Origin of the sequence: Streptomyces aculeolatus (assembly GCF_020400605.1) — a bacterium.
In the GTDB taxonomy this organism is placed as follows: Bacteria; Actinomycetota; Actinomycetes; order Streptomycetales; family Streptomycetaceae; genus Streptomyces; species Streptomyces aculeolatus.
In genome coordinates this window covers 42,574-65,007 of sequence record NZ_JAINRD010000015.1, presented here as the reverse complement: position 1 = coordinate 65,007, position 22,434 = coordinate 42,574, and the positions used below count along the sequence as shown (strand labels likewise).

Here is a 22,434-nt window from a genome sequence, read left to right as displayed (position 1 = left end):
GTGAATTGACCCGCTCCGGGGCATCGGCGGCGCCCGACGGCCGTCCTAGACCGGCTCCGCGACCCGCGCGGCCATCGTCGTCCGCGTCGCCACCAGGCGTCCTTCCTGCGGATACGAGTGCCACGTGCGCCATCCGACGACGTCACCCTGACGGTGCACCAGCAGCGCGGTGAACGCGTGCGGGCTGCCCGGGAACGTACCGGCGAGCCCGCGCGGGTGATCCGCGACGAGCGCCAGCAGTTCCTGGGCACGCGACTCGAAGGCGCCCCTGGGCAGCGTCTCGACCCGGGCGGCGAACTCGTACTCCCACCCGGCGACCTGCTTGGCGACGCCGAGGGGGAGCGGTGTGCTGCTGCCGGGCAGGCAGGCGACGGTCTCGGAACAGGCCGAATCGCCGTCCCTGAGCAGTACTTGATGCGAGGCCCCGAGCAGCCTGAGCTGCACGTCGGCGGAGCCGAGGCGCAGGTCGAGCACCGCCAGGGCCGGCATGGGGTCCATCCCGAGCCGCCATGCGAGGTCCTGGGCCCGGGTGTCCGTGTACGAGGTTTTGAGAGTGGTGAGCATGGGTCGGCTCCGCAGGCAGGGTGAAAAGACATCGGGCCGCCCGCCTGATGGCGGGACCACGGGTGCGGGCGCAGGCCGAGAAGCACGCGGGCACGCCCCGGCAGAAGGGGAATGCGCCCGGGAAATACGGAATCATGAAGTGCGGCCCGCCGACAGCGTTTTTACCCTTCTTCACCGGGTTTCCATCGCGCGGGCGCGCGACTGGTCAGTTGTTCACTTTTTGACAACTAGCACCCGCCGCCGCCTCCGTCACCGCCGCCACCCCCGCCACTGTCACCGCCGCCGCTGCCGCCGCCCGCGTCTCCGCCCCAGCCGACCGCGTCCGTCCCGCCGGCCGCACCGCCCACGCCGCCCCATCGGCCCGTGCCGGACAGGGTGTTGCGGTGGGTGCTGCGCCTGGAGACGGCGGCGGACAGGCCCACGATCAACCCGATCGCGGCCACGCAGAAAATGACGAATCCCATCGGACCCTCCTAATCTCCCCCGCCCCCGCGGAGGTCCGCTGTATCACCGGATGTGCCCGGCGCACGGCCTCCTCAACCCTCCGCCGTGCAAGCATGTCCCCATGGGACGCCCACCGCTGAGCAGCCGCCTGACCCCCTTCGTGACCACGATCTTCGCCGAGATGTCCGCGCTCGCCGTGCGCACCGGGTCGATCAACCTGGGCCAGGGCTTCCCCGACACCGACGGCCCCGCGGAGGTCGCGGAGGCGGCCGTACGGGCCATCCGGGAGGGCCGCGGCAACCAGTACCCGCCCGGGCCCGGGATCCCCGAGCTGCGGCGCGCCGTCGCCGAGCACCAGCGGCGGTGGTACGGACTGGAGTGGGACCCCGACACCGAGGTGCTCGTCACCGCCGGGGCCACCGAGGCGGTCGCGGCGGCGCTGCTCGCGCTGCTGGAGCCGGGCGACGAGGTGATCGCCCTGGAGCCGTACTACGACTCGTACGCCGCCGGCATCGCCATGGCCGGCGCCCGCCGCGTCCCGGTCACCCTGCGCCCCGACACGGGCGGCGAAGCGCCCGCGTACCGGCTCGACCTCGACGAGCTGCGCGCCGCCGTCACCCCGGCCACCCGCCTCATCCTCCTCAACTCCCCCCACAACCCCACCGGTACCGTCCTGGACCGCACCGAGCTGGAGGCGGTCGCCGCCCTCGCCCGCGAGCGCGACCTGCTCGTCGTCACCGACGAGGTGTACGAGCACCTCGTCTTCGACGGCGCGCACATCCCGCTCGCCACCCTCCCCGGGATGCGCGAGCGCACGGTGTCGATCTCGTCGGCCGGCAAGAGCTACTCCTTCACCGGCTGGAAGGTCGGCTGGGTCACCGCCCCCGCGCCGCTGGTCGCCGCCGTGCGCACCGCCAAGCAGTATCTGACGTACGTCAGCGCCGGCCCCTTCCAGTACGCCGTCGCGGAGGCCCTGGCGCTGCCGGACGCCTACCTCACGGGCCTGCGCGCCGACCTGCTGCGCAAGCGCGACCTGCTCGCCGCCGGCCTCACGGAGGCAGGACTGCGCGTCTTCCGCCCGTCCGGCACGTACTTCATCACCGCCGACATCACCCCCCTCGGCGAGAAGGACGGCGTCGCGTACTGCATGTCGCTGCCCGAGCGCTGCGGGGTCGTCGCGGTGCCGACGCAGGTGTTCTACGACGACCCGGACGCCGGGCGCAGCATCGTGCGGTTCGCCTTCTGCAAGAAGGACGAGGTGCTGGCGGAGGCGGTGCGGCGGCTGAAGGAGGGCCGTTCGGCGTAAGCCGGCGGGCCGCCCGGGCGCCGGGCGGGGACGATGGCTTCGGGGGAGAGCAGCGGGAGGCGCAGCCATGGAGATCGTCGCGTACGGCGTGCAGGCCGACGAGCGGCCCGTGATGGAGCCCGCCTTCGAGGCGGCGTTCGGCGGCGAGCACACCCTGCGCTGCCTCGACCTGTTCCTCAACGGCGACACCGTCCCCACCGCCGCCGGCTACGAGGTCGTCCTCACCGGCGTCAACGACGAGCTGGACGGCCCCGTCCTGCACCGCCTCGCCGCGGGCGGCACCCGGTTCCTCGCCCAGCGCTCCACCGGCTACAACAACATCGACCTCGACGCCGCCCGGGACGCCGCCCTCGCCGTGGCCCGCGTCTCGCACTACTCCCCGTACTCCGTCGCGGAGTTCGCCTGGGGCCTGGCCCTCGCCGTCAACCGCCGCCTCGTCCGCGCCGCCACCCGCTCCCGCGAGTTCGACTTCCGCCTCGACGGGCTGATGGGCCGCGACTTCCACGGCCGTACGGCCGGCGTCCTCGGCACCGGGAAGATCGGCGAGGTCTTCGCCCGCATCGCCCACGGCTTCGGCATGCGGCTGCTCGGCAGCGACGTCGTGGAGAACCCCGACTGCCTGGCGCTGGGCATGGAGTACGTCGGTACGGACCGGCTGTTCGCCGAGTCCGACCTGATCAGCCTGCACGCGCCGCTGCTGCCCGAGACGCACCACACGGTGGACGCGGCGGCGCTGGCGGCCATGAAGGACGACGCGATCCTCGTCAACTCCAGCCGCGGCGGCCTCGTCGACACCGATGCGCTCGTCGAGACGCTGCGGGCCGGGCGGCTCGGCGGCGTGGGCCTGGACGTCTACGAGGAGGAGGCCGGGCTGTTCCACCACGACCGGTCGATGGAGGTGATGACGGACGACCGGCTGGCCCGCCTGATGACCTTCGGCAACGTCCTGGTCACCTCGCACCAGGCGTACTTCACCGCCGACGCGGTCGGCCAGATCACCGACGCGACTCTCGACAACGTACGGGACTGGCTGGCGGGGCGTACGGGCGAGAACTTCCTGCTCCCGCCCGCCGCCTCCGCCTGAGCGCGTACGCCTTCCGGCGGGCCCTCCGCTCAAACCTCCGGCTCACACCTTCTCGTACACCGAGACGTGCGACCGGCTCGACGCGTCGAACGGCCGCCGGTCCCACCCGGCGTGGCGCTCCCGCAGCCGCATCCCCGCGAGCCGGGCCATCAGGTCCAGCTCGCTCGGCCAGCAGTAGCGCAGCCGCAGCGGCCGCAGCGCGGTCCCGTGCGCGTCGAACGTCACGCGCTGGTACGTGACCGCCTGCGCGACGGGGTCGTGGATCAGGAACTCCATCTTCACCGCGTCCTCGGTCAGGGCGCGGGTGGCGACCCGCTGGTTGCGGTCGAACTCCTTGAGGTCCTGCACGAAGCACTCGATGACGAACAGCCCGCCGGGCTCCAGGACCGCGGCGACATTGCGGAAGCAGTCGACCTGCCGGTCCTGGTCGGGCAGGTTGAACAGGGTGTTGAAGACCAGATAGGCCAGGGGGAAGGGGCCGTCGACGGCCACGTCGGCCATGTCGCCGATGGTCACCGGGATGTCGGCGCCGCCGGGCTTCGCCCGAAGCTGCTCGACCATGGCCGTGGAGCCGTCGATGCCCTCGACGGCGACGCCGCGGGCGGCGAGGGGCAGGGCCACGCGGCCGGTGCCGACCGCGAGTTCGAGGGTGCGGGCGCCGGCCGGGACGAGGCCGGCCAGGAAGTCGACGGTGGGGGTGGGTTCGTAGGGGTCGGCGTGGTCGTACTCGTGGGCGTAACGGTCGAAGAACGCGGGGTCGTTGAATACGGTCACGGGGCGGGAGTCAAGCAGTGGAGGGCGGGAGGGGGCGAGCGAATTAAGGGGGCGGGCCGTCCGGAGGGCGCCGGGGGTACGAAGACGGTTCTGCGGCTCGTACGGTGAACGCGTCGGGGCGAGCGCCCCGCCTGTCGGCAGGACGCCCGCCCCGGACCGCCGACCGTTACTTCGTCTCCAGATCCCGTCGACGGAAGCCCACGAGACCCAGCCACACCAGACCCACGGCAATCGCCGTCAGCACCAGCAGCGGCGGCCACGACATGTCCTGAGCCGGGAGCTGCGGTACGTGCCCGAAGGGCGACAGGTCGCTCAGGATGTCCGGGAACTTGAGGATCTCGCCGAGGTAGTCGACGACGAAGCCGTACACCGGGACCACCCAGGCCAGCGTCACTGCCCTGGGGAACCAGCCGAAGAGGGCGACCGCCAGGCCAATGGTGACCCACAGCGCGGGGGCGAAGGCCAGGGCCGCGCCGACGAGCCTGAGGAACAGCCCGCCGTCTCCGGTGGAGGCGGCCCCCGCGGCACCGAAGCCGATACCGGCAAGCAGTATCAGCACCGTGCCGCCGACCGCGCCGACGAGGGTGTGGCTCAGCACCCAGCGGTCGCGCGACAGCGCGGTGGAAAGCAGCGGCTCGGCGCGGCCCGCGGACTCCTCGGCGCGCGGGCGCAGGCCGGCCATCACGACGTAGATCGAGCAGACCACGGCCAGGACGATCATCACCACCGTGGCGAATGACTCCGCCACGTTGGCGCCGCCGATCTCGGCGAGTTGATCCTCCAGCTCGCCGATGCCCTCGATCATCTCCTCGGCGTCGCCGAGGATCGACCCGTACATGACGCCGAGCAGCAGCGCTCCACCACCGAAGCCGGCAAGCAGGCCGCGGTGCAGCCGGAGCGCGAAGCCCAGCGGAGAGGTGAGCCCTTCGGAGCCGACGGGGCTGCCGAGGCGGGCGGCCTTCAGGCCCGCGCCGACGTCGCGGCGGGTGCTGAGCACGAAGCCGGCCGCCGCGCAGGCGGCGGCCGCCACGAGCACGAGCAGCAGCGGCCACCAGCGGTTGTCGACGAAGACGTAGGTGCGCTGGATCCAGCCGATCGGCGAGAGCCACGACACCCAGTCGTTGCCGACGTCGCCGGCGGCGCGCAGCGCGTATGCCGCGCCGATGACGGCCATCGCCATGCCGGACGCCCCGCGCGCGTACGCGGTGATCTGCACGGTGATCGCGGCGACTGCGGCGAAGAAGATGCCGATCGCCGTGTGCGCGAGGCCGTAGAGCAGGGAGCCCTGGCCGTCGACGCCGTCGATGCCCATGCCGGCCATGCCGCCGGCGAGCAGCAGCCCGAGTGCCAGGTTGGCGACGACGGCGACGGCGAGCGCGGCGGCGAGGTAGGCGTGCCGCCCGACGACGCCGGAACGGACCAGCTCGGCGCGGTTGGTCTCCTCCTCGGCCCTGGTGTGCCGGGAGATGATGAGCACGCTCATGATGCCGACGAGCACGGCCGTGAAGCCGAGCATCTGGTGGGCCGTGATCGAACCGATGTTGTAATCGTCGAGATAGTGCTTCGGGCCGGTCATGGCGAGGCCGGCCGGGCTGTCCATGGTCTCGGCGATGTCGGCGCGCTTCTTGGCCGTTCCGTACGACGTGTCGAGGCTGCTGACGCTGGAGATCGTGCCCAGGAACAGCGCGAGCACCCACACGGGCAGCCGCACGCGGTCCCGGCGCAGCGCGAACCGGAAGAGCGTCCTGGTGCCGGCCAGGACACTGGCGCCCTCGGAGGTGCGCGGGGACACCGTGGGCCGGGTCTTCGTGGTGCCCGCGGTGCCCGTGTCGTTGGTGGCGGAGGGGGTGGCAGACATCAGGCTGCTCCCGCCTCCGAGTGGTGGCCGTTGTGCTCCAGCTCGTCGCCGTAGTGGCGGAGCATCAGCTCCTCCAGGGTGGGGGGATGGCTCACCAGGCTGCGGATGCCGAACTCGCCGAGCCGCCGCACGGCGGTGTCCAGGTGCTCGCCGTCGACGGCGAAGTGGACGCGGCTGTCGTCGGTACGGAGCTGGTGGATGCCCGGCAGCTCCTCGATCCCGGTGGCGGGCCGCTCGGTCTCGGCCTCGATGGTCGTACGGGTCAGGTGGCGCATCTCGCTGAGCGTGCCCGACTGCACGATCTTCCCCAGCCGGATGATGCTCACCCGGTCCGCGAGCTTCTCCACCTGCGCGAGGATGTGGCTCGACAGCAGGACGGTCTTGCCCTCGGCCTTCGCCTGGGTGATGACGTCTTGGAAGACGACCTCCATGAGCGGGTCGAGCCCTGCGGTGGGCTCGTCGAGCAGGAGCAGCTCGGCGTCGGAGGCGAGGGCGGCGACGATGGCCACCTTCTGCCGGTTCCCCTTGGAGTAGCTCCGGCCCTTCTTGGTCGGGTCGAGGTCGAAGCGTTCGATGAGGTCGTCGCGGCGCTGCTTGTCGATGCCGCCGCGGAGCCGCGCGAGCAGGTCGATGGCCTCACCGCCGGTGAGGTTGGGCCACAGCTCGACGTCCCCCGGCACGTAGGCCAGTCGGCGGTGCAGCGTGACGGCGTCGGCCCACGGGTCGCCTCCGAGCACGTGGGCGGTGCCCGTATCGGCGCGCAGCAGACCGAGTAGGACGCGGATGGTGGTGGACTTGCCCGCGCCGTTGGGGCCGAGGAAGCCGTGCACCTCGCCCGTCTCCACGTCGAGGTCGAGGCCGTCGAGAGCACGGGTCCGGCCGAATGTCTTGGTCAGGCCGGTGACGGTGATTGCCTTGGTCATAGCATGTAAGCTACACGAACATTCACAAAATTGTGAAGTTAAGAAACCGTTAGGGTCGAACCTGATGGTCCCGGACGGGGAGAACGTAGAAAAGTGGCAGATCAGCAGCGTGACGAGCGCGGTGGGCGCGAAGAACGCGGCGACGGCGCGGAGCGCAGAGAAGCTGCGGGCCGCGACGAGCAGGCCGTGGCGAGATACGTGGAACGGGTGGCCAGCGAGCTGACGGAGATGGGCATGCCGCGCATGGTGGCCCGGGTCTTCGCGTGTCTTCTGGTGGACGATGCGGGCGCTCTCACTGCCGCGGAGGTGGGCGAGCGGCTGCACGTGAGCCCTGCGGCGGTCTCAGGCGCGGTGCGCTACCTCGCGGCGGTCGGCCTGATCACCCGCGAACGTGAACCGGGCTCGCGGCGAGAGCGGTACCGGATGGAGAGCGACCGCTGGTATCAGATCTTCGCGCAGCGGGAGCAGATCATCAGACGCCTTGAGCAGACCCTCGACTCGGGAATCGGCATCCTGGGTGCGGACACCCCGGCGGGCCGGCGGATCGAGGAGACGACGGAGTTCTTCGCGTTCCTGCGGGAGGAGAACGGCCGCTTGGAAGAGCACTGGTGGGACTACGTGAAACGGCGCCAGGAGGAGGCGGCGGCGGAGTGAACGGGCCCCTCAGTCGTCCGCGGCGCACCGGTCGAGAGACGCCCCGGTAGCGGCACCGGTGTCCTCCCGCACGGCCAGCCACTCCCCGAAGGCGGCCCCGCCCCCGAACAACGTCGCGGCCAGCACCAGCCCGGTGACGACCTCGACCCGCCGCCCACGCGAGCCCCGATAGCGGACCGGCACCGGGGCGGGCGGATCGAACTCACTCATACGAAAACCCTGCCGCCCCGCATGCCCTCCCGCCTCCCGAACAAAGCAACCGGGTCCCCGGGCCCTACCCGCGCGGCCCACCCGAGGGCCCGCCGGGCGGCGGAGGCGGGGGCGGCGGGGGAAACGGGGAAGAGGGCTGCCCGTAGTTGCGGGGAGGCGACGCGGGCGGCCACCACCGCAGAACCGACCCGCGCCTGCGAATGCCCAGGACGGCACCGAGCACGGTGGAAAGCATGACGAGAAATGCACAAACCGCGAAGCCCACGTATATCCGTGTCCGGCTCACGAACCCCCGGCTGGGATCGACCCGCCCGGAAGGGTCGGCGATCACGGTGACGCGGTCGCCCACCTTGAGGTTTCCGCAGCTTATGGAGCCGTGGATGGGATCGCCGTCGGGCTCCTCAAGCTTGCAGGTGGGAAATCTGCGCGCGTGCTTCTCCACTTCCGTTACGACCGTGTCCGTCTTGTACCCCCTGTCACTCCGCACAGTGTCCTCACCGGCGATAACGAAGATCACCACGAGAGCGGCGGAGGGGATGGCTAGAAGCAGGATGGGAAACGGACTCCTGGCGAAACGGTTCTGGCGCCTCCCTGTGAAGTACAGAAGGAAAAAGAGCGGAACGCCTAAGGTGTAGGCTTGCCAGTCCTCTCGCGTGAACCCGCCGAAGACGAGCAGGGCGAACAGACCGCAGATCAGTAGCCCGAGGATGACCGCTGTCCAGATCAAACGGCTCTTGGGGGCTGCCTGCTCGAAGTGATCGATGCGGTACGACCAAGTCGGCTCCGGAACGTACTCATCAACCGGCAACGTCCGCCTCTCTCTTGCTCAACTCGCCGGAGGCCTGGCCGACCTCAACGGCCGGCTCCTTCTGCCGCTTCTTCGTAGACCTCGATGGTGGACTTTCCGGCGATCAGTGCGACGACACTTGCGAGCTCCCGTACCTGTCCGGCGTCGAGAGACTGACCGACGACGACCAAGCCTCGGCCACCGCCCGGCGGAACTGCGAGTGCCGCGGCCAGGCCAAGATTCACCACGGCGCGAGCCTCGGAATTTTCGGTGGAAACGGTGGACGGTGGGAATAGCGAAACTGAGCCGTCCTCGAAGACCTGCGGTGTACTGATCAGTCCGACGCCGGTACCGATCGCAGTCGGGAAGTCCTCGACGTAGACCCCATCGCCGGCGATGCGCTCACCCAGGAACCGGGTGAAGGCGGACCCTATATCGAGATCCGTCTCGACCGGCCCGATTTCAACGACCCCGCTACAGATCTGCCAGAGCGCCGGGCCGCTCTCGGTCTCCGGTAACGCCACCAAGCCGCATGAAAGCATGCCGTCTGCGAGAAATATTCGTCGAGTGTGAGCCAATGCCTCGACCAGCTGGTCCTGGAAATCTTGTGAGTGGCCAGGGAAAGAACGCCGAGTCAGCTCCGCGAACCGCTCCTTCGTGACATTCTCGCCGGCCGGATCGCTGAGAATGTCAAACCAATCCGTCGGGGCGAAGAAGTTGACGTGCCCGAGTGGCGGGCCGGCGTCGGGGATGGTGGTCGCCTTGCCTTCGGAGGGGGCGGAGTTCAATTGCGTGATCCCTTTCGTAGGCTGGCCTACTCGCCTAGTGCGGAGCTGTGCCGGGAGGCATTCCATGGGGTCCGGGCGGATATGTCGGCGGATGCGGCGGCGGCGGAGAAGGAGGCGGCGGAGGTGGTGGAGGCGGCGGTTGCGGAGGGGGCGGCTGTGCGTATCGCCGCTGCCCTCGCTTTGCCGCGACAAAGGTGGATGAAGCCATGGCGGCCGTAGAAACCGCGGAAAGTCCGAGCCAGAGAATGACCTTAGGTGAACCATGGCTTGGCTGAATCTCATGCAGGGGATCGTAGAAGACCCGGAGTGTGTCCCCTGGCTGGGCATTTCGGCAGCCGCCCAAGGGTCCGTTACTCTTCACCCCGTCTTTGAAACGTAGCGTGCAGTAGGAATTTTTCGGAGTATCTTCCCGGGAAACGACGGTCGCAGTGGTCCACTCGCCACGCTGGCTGAGTAGCCGGTCCTGCTCGGTGAACATGGCCCATATCACCAGCATGAATAGCGCGACGACGTAGGACGAGACGATCCAGCCCTTCGGCGCGGTGCCTACGGCGACGAACCAGATCAATACGATTCCCAAGAGTACGCCGAAAAGTCTGCACCAGGCGTCGAGCGTATCTGATAATTGCGCCAGCACCCCGGAGATCATTATTCCCGCAGTGGCTGCGGCGAGTAAGGCTGTTGCGTTGAAGCGGCTGGCCGTAGTGCGTTGAGAAAGTCGGATGAGCCATCTCGGCCAGTACATCTTCATCCCCATGCGGCCGACGCCTTGCTGGGTGCGGAATCACTCATGAGGAGTGCTTTCCGAGGGCTGCAGAACTTGAGTCGAACGTCCTCATGTGCGTCACTGGGTCGCCTCCTTCGCCTTTTCTTTGTCAAGGAATGTAGGAGTCCTGCCCGCCTCCAAGCCAATCAGCTTGCGGGGCGCCCATTTCGAGAACTCATAGGTGTTCAGTGCTCCTCCGCCCGGGAGCACTGCCACCGAATTACCCATCCAGTTTCCGGTGAACTGCAGGGTCGAGGCTGCGAGTTCCGTGCCTCCCACGGCCCGGCCAGGTTGGGTGAGTGCAGCCTTGAACAACCCGGAGGTCCCCGACCCGGCAAACCTTGTGAGCGCTTTCCCGGCCGCGAAAGCGCCACCGCCGAAAGCGAGACCTGCCGCATCAATGAGCACCGTCTGGTCTGTAAGCGCGGCCTGGAAGCTCCCCGTCGTTCCCACGGCCAGGAGATAATGGCTGGTCAGTGCGAGTGCCCCGAATCCGAGAGCGAACGGTGCCATGGCGGGGATGACGAGAGACAGCAGTCCCAAGACAGCGCCGACTGTGCCCGCAATGTCACCGATCATTTTGAAAACCCAGGCGTGCTCCTTGAGGAACTTCTTCAATTCGCCCAGAGCGTTGTCGAGTGCCGCGCAGAGGACATCGTCCATCGCGGCTACCGCACTTGCGATCTTGTCGAACAGGCCCGGTTCGTTGGGGGCGATGTCCATGGCGCGCTTCAGGCGGTCGGCGATGGCCTCGCCCTCCGCCCGGTAGCGGTCGGCCAGTCTTGCCGCGCGGTCCCGGATCTCTTCGAGGGCGCTGTCGGCGTTGCTGGCGGCCGTCTCCGCACGGGAGCGTTCCTTCGCCTCCTGCTTGGCCTCCCGCTCCTCCCGGTCGTTCTTGGGGACGTCGTGCCACTTGGGCTCGGGCGGCAGCCCTGACAGATGGGTCCTCGCCGTCTCGGCCCGCGCCTTCGCGGCTCCCGCCTCGTCCTCCAGTGCGCGGGCCTGTAACTGCTTGGGCGGCATGTACGCGGCCCAGTCCTCCAGCGCGGTGGCCGAGCGGTCGAACGAGTCGCGGGCCTTGTCGATCTTCGGTCTGAAGTCGTCGTTGAACTGCCGGCGGAACTCCTCGGCGGCCTTGCCCCGCCACTCGCCGTCACCGCGGCCGTTGAGCACCTGCGATATCTCGTCCAGCGAGCGGGCCGCACGGCGGACGACGCCGGCGACGTACTCGGCGGCACGCTGATCGCCCGGGCACGGGTCGAAGCCGATCGCGGGGAAGCGGGCCCTGGCCTCTTCGGTGTGGCCGGGGCCGATCTGGTGCCACGAGGTCATGCGGACTTCGCCTCTTTGGCGTTGCCGCCCTCGCGCAGAGCCTTGGCGAGGTCTTCGTCCAGGCCGGCGAAGGACTTCTTGATCTCAAGCAGCGCGTCGGCCGCTCTGTCGGAGAACTTGGTGAGCTGCTTGATGCCGTAGGACCACTCGTCACCGAAGTCGTCCATCCGCGAGGCGAGCTTCTCCACGCCCATATCCGCGCCATCGAGCTGCTCCATCTCCTCGCCGGGCTTCTTCAGCACCGTCACGATGTGCAGGAGGTCGTGCCTGGTGCGATCGAGCATCTCGCCATCGACGTATAAGTCACTCACGGATGTCCCTTCCGCGGCCTCGGCCCGGCCGCAGTGACGTGTGCGGGGTGGGTCGGCTGAGAACGGTGCCTGCGGTTGGGTCAGCGGACTACGGACTGGACTTCCTTGACCGTGACTTCCTGCGGTGTGCCGAAGGTGCCCGACGGCAGGTCGGTGGGGTCGGGGTTGTTGGTCCCGGTCCAGCTGACCTCCCAGGTGACCGTGGCCTGGAAGGGGTACGGCCCGGTGGCCTCGGAGGAGCGCAGGTACGTGACTCCGCACGGCGGTGTGCCCTCGGCCCCGGGGGGTCGCTTCTGGCCGATGCCGCCGTCGCCGAGGGTGCATTCGCCCGAGTCGGGGTGGGTGACTGCGTCGTCGGTGCCGGGGTCGATGCGTACGCTGACGGGCCGGGCGGTGGTGGTGGCGGAGATGCCGAGTGCGTCGACGGAGGCGGTCGCCGACACCGGGTGGAAGGTCGCGTCGTCCAGCGACACCCAGGTGGCCAGGTTCACGACGAGCCTGTCGTCGGCGGGCTGGAGGGTCGCGGTGCCCTCGGGGATGCGGATCTCCTCGTAGGCGAGCTGGGCCAGGATCTCCGGCGTGATGACGTTCTGGATATCCGCCGGGGGATCGTCACCGTTGTCGACCCAGAACGGCATTTCGGTGCATTCCATCGATGCCGAGTCGTCCAAGCGGGCGGGATTCTTGTACGCGCCCCACCAGTAGCCCTTGCCGTTCTTCTCGACGTTGAAGGCCCCGTGCTTGCCGTCGATGTACTTGTCCTTCATGGATTCCGCGTTGTCCGCGTCGTGCTGCGGGCTCAGGTCGACCATGCCGTCGAGCCGGGTCTGCGCGGCCTCCTCGGCGGTCCACTTGGGCGCGTACCAGCAAGCCGGCGGCGACCAGTCACCGACCGGGGTCAGCCGACCGGAGCCGCCGCCCTCGGTGCCCCCGCTGGTGGTGACCTCCACCTCGACCCTGGCCGAGGCCGTGTCGCCGGCAAGGTCCCCTTCCTCCTTGGAGTCGCCATGCGCTCCCTTGTCGCCCCAACCCTCCGCATAGGCGGTGCCGGGCAGCAAGGCGATCCCTAACGCGGCCACCACCGCTAAGCCTCGTGTGTACCGGATTACGGCTGGCATTCTTGTGCCCCCCTCTTTGCCTCCACCTCGACCGTCTGCCATACGTCCTTCTTGTTCTTGACGAGTCGCTTGTTGGTGAGGGCGTACGAATCGCTCGACGCGGGGGACCTGTCGACGTCTCCGGACTTTCCGTCCTTGATGAACGCCTTGCTCTGGTCGATGCAGTAGATGACCACCGCAGATCCGTCGTCAAGGAAGCTGACCTTTTGGTCGAAGTAGCGCGCAGTTCCCACCCACGTGTCGCCGTCGCCGGTCCACCGCTTGATGTAGTCGAACGCGTCCTGGAGCGCGGTGCCACTGTTGTAGAAGGGCAGCGCCTCTGTCTGCGTCGAACCCTGAAGGATGGCTTCGTCGACGGAGTTGACGGACTCGGCGGTGTCGGCGAGGACGGCGTCTATCTTCGGGTCGTCCGCCTCCCAGCCCTCGAAGACGTTCTTTGCGTCGGCCGGCAGTTTGATCTCCGGGCGGCCCGGGGCTGCCGTGTCCGTCGGGGATTCGGAGGGCGTGGACGACGGTTTCGATGACTCGATCTTGTCGTCGCTCTCGCCGTCGTCGCTGCCGCCGCAGGCGGTGAGCAGCAGCAGCGTCGCGATGCCCAGGAGCGCCGGTCCCGTGCGGCCGAGCGCGCGTCTGCCAGTGCTGGCGGCGGGGTCGGTACCGGCAACGGACGCGGGGGCGGTGGGCAGGGGACGGCGGGTCACGATCAACTCCGAGTGATGAAGGGATACTCCGTGTGACGACGCTATCGAAGATCCTCACTACCCCACCACCCCCGACTGCCCCACCGCTACTGCCTCTTGAGGTGACGGGCGGGTTCGGGGCGCTGTCGTGCGGCTACCGCGTCGGGGCCGTGATGAGGCGCCAGGCGTTGGGGTGGGCGGTCCAGGTGCGTTGGCGGACCGGAGGGCTGAGGAGGGCGTCGGCGCGGTAGCGGAAGTCGCTGCCCCAGACGCGTACGCTGCGGGCCTCCGCGTGCAGGGGGTCGCCCGCGCCGCGGGGGCGGATCACCACCTGGGCCAGGCCGCTCGTCGGGTCCGTCACCACCCTGACCTGCGCCGCCGGGCCGTCCAGGTCCGCCAGCAGCACCCCGTCCGCCTCTACGCGCAGACGGAAGCCCGGCTCCTGCGGGTCTGCGTCCGTCGCGTCGACGGCCGGCTCCGGGGTGTACGGCTCCGCGCCGCCCGACTCCCAGCCACCCGTCGCGTCCTCCGCGCCCCACTCCGTGACCACTCCCGGCTGCGGGACCGGCTCCGGCTCGCGGCCGGGGGTCTGGGCCGGGACCGCGCCCGGGACCGCGCCCGTGCCGTTTCGCTGGCCCACCGCCCGTGCCGCCAGTGCGCGCAGGCCCGCCGCCGGGGTCCAGCGCCGGGCCGCCGCGCCCGCCCCCGCACCCACCCGCTGCGTCAGCCCCGCCAGCCCGCCGGCGACCGGCCCTCCGGCGGCAGGCCCGCCGCCCGCCGGCCCGCCGCCTGCCTGTCCGCCGGCTGCCGGGCCGACGCCGTCAGCCCCGCCGCCCGCCTGTCCGCCGCTGCCCGGGCCGCCGTCCGGCCGGCCCTCCGGCGCTCCGTTCCGCCCCTCGGCCGGCGGGCCCGCGCCCTCCGCCGGCAGGCGCAGCGCGTCCAGGACCACCCCGCCGCCGTCGTCCACCAGCAGTCCCAGCCGGCGCTCCTCGCCGTCCAGCACCGTCCGGGCCGCGTCCACCGTCCCCGTCGGGACCCCCAGCGTCGCCGCCAGCGTTCTCGCCGTGCCGACCGGGACCAGCGACAGCGGCGCGTCCGCCAGCGTCTCCTGGCGGCTCAGCTCGCTCACCACCCGGAGGAACGCCCGGTCGTCACCGATGACCACCGGCCGGCGGCCGCCCCGGCGGGCCAGGGCGCGGGCCAGTTCCGGCGCGGTCTCCGGCAGGCAGATCTTCGTCGCCGCCGCCGCGGAGAGCACGTCCCTCGCGATCCGTACGGCTTCCCCGTCCGCCCGCCGTGCAGCGGGGTCGATGAGCACGAGCAGTGAGCGCCCGGTGGGGTCTGGAGCCGACACCACGGTCCTTCCTCAGGTAATCTCTCGGTGCAAGAGCCCCTGTCGCACTTGTGCCAGGGGCTTCGTCTATCCGGGGCCCGGTCCGATCCCCGGTGCACGGCGCACCGCACGTTGGACATGCCCCGCCCGGAAGGGGTGTACGCCTGTGCCCGCACTTGTGCTGCTCGGTGCTCAGTGGGGTGACGAAGGCAAGGGGAAGGCCACCGATCTGCTCGGCGGCTCGGTGGACTACGTGGTGCGCTTCCAGGGCGGGAACAACGCCGGGCACACGGTGGTGGTCGGCGATCAGAAGTACGCGCTGCACCTGCTGCCGTCGGGCATCCTGTCGCCGAGCTGCACGCCGGTGATCGGCAACGGCGTGGTCGTCGACCCCGAGGTGCTGCTCGGTGAGCTGAGCGCGCTGCAGCAGCGGGGCGTGGACACGTCCAAGCTGCTCATCAGCGGCAACGCGCACCTCATCACCGCGTACCACACCGACCTCGACAAGGTGACGGAACGGTTCCTCGGTACGCGCAAGATCGGCACCACCGGACGCGGCATCGGCCCGGCCTATGCCGACAAGATCAACCGCGTCGGGATCCGGGTGCAGGACCTCTTCGACGAGTCGATCCTGCGGCAGAAGGTCGACGCCGCGCTCGACCAGAAGAACCAGGTCCTCGCCAAGCTCTACAACCGCCGCGCCATCCGCCCCGACGCCGTCGTCGAGCAGCTCCTCGGCTACGCGGAGCAGCTGCGCCCGTACGTCGCCGACACCACCCTCGTGCTCAACGAGGCCATCGACGCCGGCCAGGTCGTCCTCTTCGAGGGCGGGCAGGGCACGCTCCTCGACGTCGACCACGGCACGTACCCCTTCGTCACCTCGTCCAATCCGACCGCGGGGGGCGCCTGCACGGGAGCCGGCGTCGGCCCCACCCGGATCAGCCGGGTCATCGGCATCCTCAAGGCGTACACAACGCGCGTCGGTGCCGGACCGTTCCCGACCGAGCTGTTCGACGAGGACGGCGACCGGCTGCGCACCATCGGCGGCGAGCGCGGTGTGACCACCGGCCGGGACCGGCGCTGCGGCTGGTTCGACGCCGTCATCGCCCGCTACGCGACCCGCGTCAACGGCCTGACGGACTTCTTCCTCACGAAGCTCGACGTGCTCACCGGCTGGGAGCGCATCCCGGTCTGCGTCGCGTACGACATCGACGGCCGCCGCGTCACGGAACTGCCGTACAGCCAGACCGACTTCCACCACGCCACGCCCGTGTACGAGATGCTCCCCGGCTGGTCCGAGGACATCTCGAAGGCCAAGTCCTTCGAGGAGCTGCCGAAGAACGCGCAGGGATACGTCAAGGCGCTGGAGGAGATGTCCGGCGCACAGATCTCGGCGATCGGTGTCGGCCCGGGGCGGGACGAGACGATCCAGATCAACTCGTTCCTCTGAGCCTGCCTCTAAGTCGGTCAGCAAGTCCGTCAGCCGTCAGACCGTGCCCTTGAGGCGCTGGTCCTGCAGCGTCGTCAGCTGCTGCACCGCGAGCAGCGCCAGCACGCTCGTCACGATGAGCACGAACGAGAACAGCAGGTCGAACAGCACGATCCGCATCGCGGAGCCGATCGCCATGCCGACCTCCCAGTTCTCCGCCGTGACCAGGGCGAGCACCATGGTGGTGACCCAGGCGGCCCACCAGAAGTTCAGCACGCCCTTCCCGTACGACACGGGCCGCGGGCCGTAGCCGGCGGGCGGGCGCGCGTGGTGCGGGAAGGGGCTGTTGATCCGGAACATGTCGTTGGCGATCTGCATGGGGAACCAGAGCTGGACGACCGGGATGTACCAGGAGCCGATGGCCAGCCCGCTGGAGTAGCGCACCTGGCCCGGGGCGAACGCCTCGGAGTTCGTACGCAGCCGGTAGAACCAGACCGACCACAGCACGGCGCACACCGCGAAGAGGAGGAAGTTGCCGGCGGTGAAGTTCTCCATCCGGTCGAGGTCCTCGGCCATGTACCAGGTGTCGGCGCCGTCCTCGCTCAGCAGGACCAGGAGGTTGATCTCCTGGATGACCTGGAGGCAGACGTACGCCGCGTACACGCCCAGCAGCACCTGGAGCGCCGTGGCGATGGGCCGCACCGCGCGCGGGCGGCCCGGCACCGGCGGGCGCGGCGTCTGCCAGCCGGTCTGGCCGTAGGGGGGCGCCGGGGCGCCGTAGGGCGGCGGGTGCGCGGTGGGCGCGGTGCCGTAGGCGGGGCGGTGCTGCTGCGGCGGCGTGTGGGGCGGGGTGTGCGGGGGCGTGTGCGGCGGGGTGCCGTACGGCTGCGGGTGCCCCGGCCGCAGGCCGGTCTGCCCGTACGGGCCCGGGCCGGCGCCGGTGAGCGGCGGCCCGTATGCCGGGGCGGCCGCCCCGGTGGCGCCCGCGACCTGCGGCGTCTCCGCGTCGAGCAGTTCCACCGCCCGCCGCGCCAGCAGCTCCAGCAGCGCCCCCGGCAGCCACGGCTTGAGCTGCGCCGCCTGCTCCGTCAGCGCCACCAGCTCCGCGACCTGCGGCCGCGCGGTCGGCTCCTTGGCGAGGCAGCGCTCGATCAGCGTGCGCAACTCGCCGTCGATGCCCGACAGTTCCGGCTCCTCCGCGGCGATCCGGAACATCAGCGCGTGCGCGCCGCTGTCCTCCGTGCCGAACGGCATCCGCCCGGTCGCCGCGAACGCCAGCACCGTGCCCAGGCAGAACACGTCGCTCGCCGCCGTGACCCGCTCGCCGCGCACCTGCTCGGGCGACATGAAGCCGGGCGAGCCTATGACCGCGCCGGTACGGGTCAGCCCGTCGCCGGCCGCCGTGACCGAGTCCAGCGCGCGGGCGATGCCGAAGTCGATGACGCGCGGCCCGTCGATGGTGACGAGGATGTTGGACGGCTTGAGGTCGCGGTGGACGAGCCCGGCGGCGTGGATCGCCTCCAGCGCGCGGGCCAGCCCGCCGGCGAGCGCGCGTACGGAGGCGTCGGGCAGCGGGCCGAAGTCCCGGGCGACGACCTCGTGCAGCGAGGGGCCGGCGACGTATCCGGTGGCGACCCACGGCGTCGCGGCGTGCGTGTCGGCGTCGAGCACGGGCGCGGTCCACTCGCCGCCGACCAGGCGGGCGGCGGTGATCTCCTGCGTGAACCGGCGCCGGAACTCCGGCTCGCGCGCCAGCTCGGCCTTGACCAGCTTCACCGCGGCGGTCCTGCCGCGTTCCGAACGGGCGAGGTAGACGCGTCCCATGCCGCCTTCGCCGAGCCGTCCGAGCAGTTGGTACGAGCCGACACGGCGCGGATCATCCGGTCCGAGGCTGTCCATGCTGCCCCCTTCCCCCTCGTCGGGCGTGCCTATTGTGTCGGGTCGGCAGCCGAGCCGTCGGCCCTTGTGTAGTGCCGGGTGCGCTGTTCCCCACCGAGGAACTGGCGGTCCAGCACGGAGCCGTCGGCGGTCGCCTGCATCGCGGACGCGAACCCGGGCACGCACGGGCCGCCCAACCGGCCTTCGCCCGAGTCGTCGCCGAGGCCGTCGGGGGTCTCGCCGGTGCCGGAGTCCTCCGGGCCCGTCACCGAGGTGATCTCCGACGGGCCGAGCAGCACGCGGTCGTCGCGCTGGTCGACGCCGACGAAGTCGGCCCTGGCCTGGCAGGTGTTCCCGTCGCCGGTACGGGTCGTGAAGCGCACGGCGATCTGCCCCGGCGCGGCCTGGACGACCTGCATCACCTGGGTACCGGAGCCGGCGGGCCGCTGCCAGCGGCCCAGCAGTTCGCGCGGCATGCGGCGGTCGCGGGCCTCGACCTTCGTCAGCTCGGCGGTGCGGCCGCCGGCGGCGCGCCAGAGCAGCTTGCCGTCGTCGTACGTGAGCACGTGGCCGTCGACCGGTGAACACTCGCCGGCGGGGGCGGCCTCGACGACCTCGGTGTCGAGGCGCAGGCCCTTGCCGGTGCCGGTCAGCTCGCCCTCGCTGGTGCACTGCGACTGGCCGTCGAGCACGATGCTGGTGGCCACGATCTCCCCCTTCTCGCCGGGGCGGATCGTGAACTGGCGGTAGGTGTCGGTGGGTTCGCCGTCGCGGTACTGGGTGCCGAGCCAGGCGCCGAGGTAGCGGTGGGGGACGTCGGAGCTGCGGGCGGTGGCGCCGTCGTCGTCGCGCTGGGTGGCGAGGGCGACGGGCACGGCGACGCCGACGGCGACGAGGAGGGCGAGGGCGGTGAGCAGCCGGGCCCGGCGGGGGCGCCGGCGGCGGGGCGGGGCACCGTTGCCGTTGCCGGAGGCGGGGGCGGCGGGTCCTGCGGTGGTGTCGTCGGCGGGGTGGGCCGCGGAGCCGTGGGCGGCGGTGGTGTAGGCGGCGGGGGTCTCGTACGGGCGGGTGGGGTGGGGGCGTAGCCGCGGGTCGGAGCCGGAGTCCTCCCCGTCCCCGCGCCTTCCCGGAACCCGGGGCTCCGTCGCGGGGCCCCGTTCCGCGTCCCGCGGCCGCGCGCCGGCCGCGCCGCCCGCGGAGCGCTGGACGGTGACGTCCTCGGAACCCGCGGCACGCGGCCACGCCCCGGCGGTCTCGCCGCCACCGCCGAGGCGGTCCGCGCCGGGCGCGTGGTGGCCGGCCCCGTCGGTCGTGCCGGCACCAGGGTCCTGGCGCTGCGCACCGGACTCCGGGTCCGCCGCCCCGCCCCCGGCGGCGTGGCCTGATTCGCCCCCCGCGCCGGTGCCCGTGCCCGGCCCGTAGGCCGCCTCGGCTCCCGGGTATCCGCCCGCTCCGTTGGTCGCTCCGGCGCCCGGGCCCAGGTGCGGTGCGCCGGACTGCCGGTCCGTCGCCGCGCTTTCCGCGTAGCCGCCCGCCCCGGCCGTTCCCCCGGTGCCCGCCGGGCCCTTCGCCGGGCGGCCCCCCGTCGGCGGGGTCGGGTCCGCCGGGGGCACCGTGCGGAGCGGGCTCGTGTCGCGGTCCCCCGCCGGAGGCGTGTCCGTGTCCAGCAGCCGTACCGCCTGGCGGCCCAGGTCGGCGGTCAGCGCCGCCGGCAGCCACGCCGCCTCCGGGTCCGGCGGGCCCGCCAGCTTCGCGAGCGCCGTCGTGTCGTGGCGGTCCGCCGGGAGCTTGGCCAGGCAGCCGGATATGAGGCCGTGCAGCGCCGGGTCCGTCACGCCCGCCAGATCCGGTTCCTCCTGGACGACGCGGAACATCACCGCGTGCATCCCGGACGAACTCGACCCGAACGGCGCCCGCCCGGTCGCCGCGTACGCCAGCAGCCCGCCCATGCAGAACACGTCGCTCGCCGCCGAGACGTCCTCCCCGATGATCTGCTCCGGGGACATGAAGCTCGGCGAGCCGACGACGATGCCGGTGCGCGTGACGGTGCCGTCGGACAGCGAGTCCAGCGCGCGGGCGATGCCGAAGTCGATGACGCGCGGGCCCTCGATGGTGACCAGCACGTTGGACGGCTTGAGGTCGCGGTGCACCAGTCCGGCGGCGTGCACGTCGCGCAGCGCGCAGGCCAGCCCGTACGCGAGCGTGAACAGCGACTCCGGCGGCAGCGGCCCGTACCGCTCGACGACCTCCTGCAGCGTCGGCCCCGCGACGTACCCCGTGGCGACCCACGGCACCGGCGCCTCGGTGTCGGCGTCGAGCACGGGCGCCGTCCACTTGCCGCCGACGCGGGCCGCGGCGCGCACCTCGGTACGGAAGCGGGCGCGGAACTCCTCCTCGGCGGCCAGCTCCTGCTTGACCAGCTTGACGGCCACCGTCCTGCCGCCCGCGGTCCGGCCCAGGAAGACCCGGCCCATGCCGCCGCTGCCGAGCCTGCCGAGCAGCCGGTACGCGCCGATCTGCTGCGGATCCTGCGACGCCAGCGGTTCCACGCTCTCCATTCCCCTACCCCCGTGGTCTACCCGGAGAGCGTAGGCGGTGACCGGGGGTGGGGATGAGGGGGGCCGGGATTCTCGTTGCGGTGCTGTCACACCATCGTCGTGGGGCGGTGATCTCGGCGCGGCGCGGACCGGCGGCCGGTACGGGCCCCGCGCGGCCGCGGCGCCGCCGGGTTCCCGGGCACGTCAGCGGCCGTTTCCGGCTGTCCGGCCGCGGCCCCTGTCGCCGGCCTCCTCCGCCGCCTCGGCGTCCTCCGCCCGCAGCGCCTCCAGCGCCCCCGACAGCCGCCGCAGCGCCGCCAGCGTCTCGCCGAACCCCTCCTCCCCGCCCAGCCGGTGCGCGAGCCGGCCGGCGAACTCCGTGTGCCCGGGCCCCAGCCGCGCCATCGCGCGCCGCCCCGCGGGGGTCGGCCGGAGCAGCTTGGCGCGGCGGTGCGCGGGATTCGGTTCGTACGCCGCGAGGCCCTGCTCCACCAGCACGTCCGCGATCCGCTGCACGCTCTGCCGGGCCACCCCCAGCACCCGCGCGGCGCCCGCGACGGACAACGGCTCGCGGCGGACGGCGTACAGCACCTGCCAGCGGGCCGCGGTCAGCCCCGCGGGCGCGGCCAACAGGTCGCCGCGCGCGAGGAACTGGCCGCCGAGGCGGAACGAGGCCGTGGCGACGGCGTCGAGGAGCGCGGCGGCGCCGGGGGGCGCCGGGCCGTCCTCGTCCGCCGCGCCCCCGCCGGTGCCCTTGCGCATGGTCCGCCGCCTCCGCTCCGTCGCTTTTCGGCCGCTTACGCGCAGACGGCCAGGTAAACGGTTCTGCGGGTGCGGCGCCCGCGTTCCCGTGACGACAGCATGCTGTCAAAAGGACAGCATGCTGTCGAACGCCGCCGCCGCGTGCCCTTATCGTGTGGGGGCATCCCCCATCAGGAAGGCCCACCGCATGACCCCCGCAGGCGCCGTGGTCCGGCGCGAGACGCTGCGTGCACAGATCGCCGACGCCCTGCGCGACGAGATCCTGGCCGGGCGGCTCGCGGCCGGGCAGCACATCACGGTCGGCGAGATAGCGGAGCAGTACGGGGTCTCCGCAACCCCCGTACGCGAAGCCCTGGTCGACCTCGCCGCCCAGGGCCTCCTCGACGTCGAGCAGCACCGCGGCTACCGCGTGCACGCCTTCACCCTCGACGACTTCCGCGCGATGGCCGACGCCCGCACCGTCGTGGAGATGGGCGTCTTCCACGCCAGCCCGCTGCACACCGTCGTCCCCCGGCCGGGCGCGCTGACCGCGATGCGCCGCCGCGGCGAGGAGGCCGAACGGGCGGCGAAGGCCGGCGACCTCGACGTGCTCGTCCACTACGACCTGCGCTTCTGGCGCGAGATCACCAGCCTGATCGGCAACGACTACATCACCGAGTTCCTGGAGCGGGTACGGATCCACTGCTGGGTCTTCGCCGTGCCGTATCTGCGCGAGGAGTGCGAGACCTGCGTGCCCGGCACGTTCTGGCAGGGGCACATGCAACTCGTCGAGGCCATAGAGCGACGCGACGTGGCCGCCGCCGAGGAGGTCGTACGCACGTACAACCGGCACTCGCTCGAATTGATCGAACGGCTCGCGGGCGGCTGACGGCCCCGGCCCGCGGGACCGGTGGCCG

The 22,434-nt window shown here is 71.4% G+C and carries 21 protein-coding genes; 5 read left to right on the top strand and 16 right to left on the bottom strand.

From position 1 onward, the window contains the following. Positions 1–45 precede the first annotated feature (45 nt). Both LG396_RS23555 and LG396_RS23550 read right to left on the bottom strand, forming a co-directional pair. Complete coding sequence (locus LG396_RS23555; protein WP_018839939.1) at positions 46–564, bottom strand: DUF2617 family protein; 519 nt, start codon at positions 562–564, stop codon at positions 46–48. 227 nt (positions 565–791) lie between these two features. After that, a complete protein-coding gene (locus tag LG396_RS23550; protein WP_037750386.1) occupies positions 792–1,028 on the bottom strand; it encodes a hypothetical protein in 237 nt (78 codons plus the stop codon). 101 nt (positions 1,029–1,129) lie between these two features. Here LG396_RS23550 and LG396_RS23545 point away from each other — a divergent pair, with 101 nt between their 5' ends. Together LG396_RS23545 and LG396_RS23540 are read left to right on the top strand one after the other, a co-directional pair. Next, the gene (locus tag LG396_RS23545; protein ID WP_051642697.1) at positions 1,130–2,314 is read left to right on the top strand and encodes a pyridoxal phosphate-dependent aminotransferase; all 1,185 of its coding nucleotides are present in this window, start codon (positions 1,130–1,132) and stop codon (positions 2,312–2,314) included. 67 nt (positions 2,315–2,381) lie between these two features. Then, positions 2,382–3,398: a 2-hydroxyacid dehydrogenase gene (locus tag LG396_RS23540; protein ID WP_018839936.1), complete on the top strand. Its 1,017-nt coding sequence runs from the start codon at positions 2,382–2,384 to the stop codon at positions 3,396–3,398. Positions 3,399–3,440: 42 nt separating this feature from the next. On the opposite strand, the gene LG396_RS23535 is transcribed toward LG396_RS23540, so the two are convergent. The 3 genes from LG396_RS23535 to LG396_RS23525 form a co-directional block, all read right to left on the bottom strand. After that, positions 3,441–4,172, bottom strand: coding sequence for a class I SAM-dependent DNA methyltransferase (locus LG396_RS23535; RefSeq protein WP_225796266.1), 732 nt, complete (start codon positions 4,170–4,172; stop codon positions 3,441–3,443). Positions 4,173–4,338: 166 nt separating this feature from the next. After that, complete coding sequence (locus tag LG396_RS23530; protein ID WP_225796265.1) at positions 4,339–6,030, bottom strand: ABC transporter permease; 1,692 nt, start codon at positions 6,028–6,030, stop codon at positions 4,339–4,341. Beyond that, the gene (locus LG396_RS23525; RefSeq protein WP_225796264.1) at positions 6,030–6,953 is read right to left on the bottom strand and encodes an ABC transporter ATP-binding protein; all 924 of its coding nucleotides are present in this window, start codon (positions 6,951–6,953) and stop codon (positions 6,030–6,032) included. Before LG396_RS23525 ends, LG396_RS23530 begins: the two co-directional genes overlap by 1 nt. Positions 6,954–7,046: 93 nt before the next feature. Here LG396_RS23525 and LG396_RS23520 point away from each other — a divergent pair, with 93 nt between their 5' ends. Continuing rightward, complete coding sequence (locus tag LG396_RS23520) at positions 7,047–7,607, top strand: GbsR/MarR family transcriptional regulator (protein ID WP_037750398.1); 561 nt, start codon at positions 7,047–7,049, stop codon at positions 7,605–7,607. A gap of 9 nt (positions 7,608–7,616) precedes the next feature. On the opposite strand, the gene LG396_RS23515 is transcribed toward LG396_RS23520, so the two are convergent. The 8 genes from LG396_RS23515 to LG396_RS23480 all read right to left on the bottom strand — a co-directional run bounded on the left by LG396_RS23515 (position 7,617) and on the right by LG396_RS23480 (position 14,956). Then, a complete protein-coding gene (locus LG396_RS23515) occupies positions 7,617–7,817 on the bottom strand; it encodes a hypothetical protein (protein WP_225796263.1) in 201 nt (66 codons plus the stop codon). Between the two features lie 64 nt (positions 7,818–7,881). Then, positions 7,882–8,625 (bottom strand): hypothetical protein, encoded by a 744-nt coding sequence (locus LG396_RS23510; RefSeq protein WP_225796262.1) that lies wholly within the window; start codon positions 8,623–8,625, stop codon positions 7,882–7,884. Between the two features lie 44 nt (positions 8,626–8,669). Next, positions 8,670–9,392: a hypothetical protein gene (locus LG396_RS23505; RefSeq protein WP_225796261.1), complete on the bottom strand. Its 723-nt coding sequence runs from the start codon at positions 9,390–9,392 to the stop codon at positions 8,670–8,672. Between the two features lie 844 nt (positions 9,393–10,236). Continuing rightward, positions 10,237–11,490, bottom strand: coding sequence for a hypothetical protein (locus tag LG396_RS23500; protein WP_225796260.1), 1,254 nt, complete (start codon positions 11,488–11,490; stop codon positions 10,237–10,239). Beyond that, positions 11,487–11,801 carry a hypothetical protein gene (locus LG396_RS23495; RefSeq protein WP_225796259.1) on the bottom strand — a complete coding sequence of 105 codons (315 nt, stop codon included), beginning with the start codon at positions 11,799–11,801 and terminating at the stop codon, positions 11,487–11,489. Before LG396_RS23495 ends, LG396_RS23500 begins: the two co-directional genes overlap by 4 nt. Positions 11,802–11,881: 80 nt before the next feature. Continuing rightward, a complete protein-coding gene (locus LG396_RS39380) occupies positions 11,882–12,859 on the bottom strand; it encodes a hypothetical protein (protein WP_372483557.1) in 978 nt (325 codons plus the stop codon). A 47-nt stretch (positions 12,860–12,906) separates the two neighbouring features. Then, positions 12,907–13,620 carry a hypothetical protein gene (locus LG396_RS23485; protein WP_225796258.1) on the bottom strand — a complete coding sequence of 238 codons (714 nt, stop codon included), beginning with the start codon at positions 13,618–13,620 and terminating at the stop codon, positions 12,907–12,909. Between the two features lie 133 nt (positions 13,621–13,753). Further along, positions 13,754–14,956, bottom strand: coding sequence for a diacylglycerol kinase family protein (locus LG396_RS23480; protein ID WP_372483555.1), 1,203 nt, complete (start codon positions 14,954–14,956; stop codon positions 13,754–13,756). Between the two features lie 142 nt (positions 14,957–15,098). Between LG396_RS23480 and LG396_RS23475 the strand changes: the two genes are divergently transcribed. Then, positions 15,099–16,382, top strand: coding sequence for an adenylosuccinate synthase (locus tag LG396_RS23475; RefSeq protein ID WP_027744112.1), 1,284 nt, complete (start codon positions 15,099–15,101; stop codon positions 16,380–16,382). Between the two features lie 36 nt (positions 16,383–16,418). Here LG396_RS23475 and LG396_RS23470 read toward each other — a convergent pair whose 3' ends face one another. From LG396_RS23470 to LG396_RS23460, 3 genes are all read right to left on the bottom strand, one after another. Then, positions 16,419–18,260: a protein kinase domain-containing protein gene (locus tag LG396_RS23470; RefSeq protein ID WP_225796257.1), complete on the bottom strand. Its 1,842-nt coding sequence runs from the start codon at positions 18,258–18,260 to the stop codon at positions 16,419–16,421. A gap of 29 nt (positions 18,261–18,289) precedes the next feature. Then, on the bottom strand, positions 18,290–20,797 hold the full coding sequence (locus LG396_RS23465; RefSeq protein ID WP_225796256.1) for a serine/threonine-protein kinase: 2,508 nt from the start codon (positions 20,795–20,797) through the stop codon (positions 18,290–18,292). A 183-nt stretch (positions 20,798–20,980) separates the two neighbouring features. Next, positions 20,981–21,538, bottom strand: coding sequence for a MarR family winged helix-turn-helix transcriptional regulator (locus LG396_RS23460; RefSeq protein WP_225796255.1), 558 nt, complete (start codon positions 21,536–21,538; stop codon positions 20,981–20,983). A gap of 187 nt (positions 21,539–21,725) precedes the next feature. Between LG396_RS23460 and LG396_RS23455 the strand changes: the two genes are divergently transcribed. Next, complete coding sequence (locus LG396_RS23455; protein WP_018839921.1) at positions 21,726–22,406, top strand: GntR family transcriptional regulator; 681 nt, start codon at positions 21,726–21,728, stop codon at positions 22,404–22,406. Positions 22,407–22,434: the final 28 nt, after the last annotated feature.

Excerpts from the sequence above, each read along its gene's own strand:
- LG396_RS23555 (WP_018839939.1), bottom strand. The coding sequence starts at position 564 with ATGCTCACCACTCTCAAAACCTCGTACACGGACACCCGGGCCCAGGAC.
- LG396_RS23550 (WP_037750386.1), bottom strand. The coding sequence starts at position 1,028 with ATGGGATTCGTCATTTTCTGCGTGGCCGCGATCGGGTTGATCGTGGGC.
- LG396_RS23545 (WP_051642697.1), top strand. The coding sequence starts at position 1,130 with ATGGGACGCCCACCGCTGAGCAGCCGCCTGACCCCCTTCGTGACCACG.
- LG396_RS23540 (WP_018839936.1), top strand. The coding sequence starts at position 2,382 with ATGGAGATCGTCGCGTACGGCGTGCAGGCCGACGAGCGGCCCGTGATG.
- LG396_RS23530 (WP_225796265.1), bottom strand. The coding sequence starts at position 6,030 with ATGTCTGCCACCCCCTCCGCCACCAACGACACGGGCACCGCGGGCACC.
- LG396_RS23525 (WP_225796264.1), bottom strand. The coding sequence starts at position 6,953 with ATGACCAAGGCAATCACCGTCACCGGCCTGACCAAGACATTCGGCCGG.
- LG396_RS23515 (WP_225796263.1), bottom strand. The coding sequence starts at position 7,817 with ATGAGTGAGTTCGATCCGCCCGCCCCGGTGCCGGTCCGCTATCGGGGC.
- LG396_RS23500 (WP_225796260.1), bottom strand. The coding sequence starts at position 11,490 with ATGACCTCGTGGCACCAGATCGGCCCCGGCCACACCGAAGAGGCCAGG.
- LG396_RS23470 (WP_225796257.1), bottom strand. The coding sequence starts at position 18,260 with ATGGACAGCCTCGGACCGGATGATCCGCGCCGTGTCGGCTCGTACCAA.
- LG396_RS23465 (WP_225796256.1), bottom strand. The coding sequence starts at position 20,797 with ATGGAGAGCGTGGAACCGCTGGCGTCGCAGGATCCGCAGCAGATCGGC.
- LG396_RS23460 (WP_225796255.1), bottom strand. The coding sequence starts at position 21,538 with ATGCGCAAGGGCACCGGCGGGGGCGCGGCGGACGAGGACGGCCCGGCG.
- LG396_RS23455 (WP_018839921.1), top strand. The coding sequence starts at position 21,726 with ATGACCCCCGCAGGCGCCGTGGTCCGGCGCGAGACGCTGCGTGCACAG.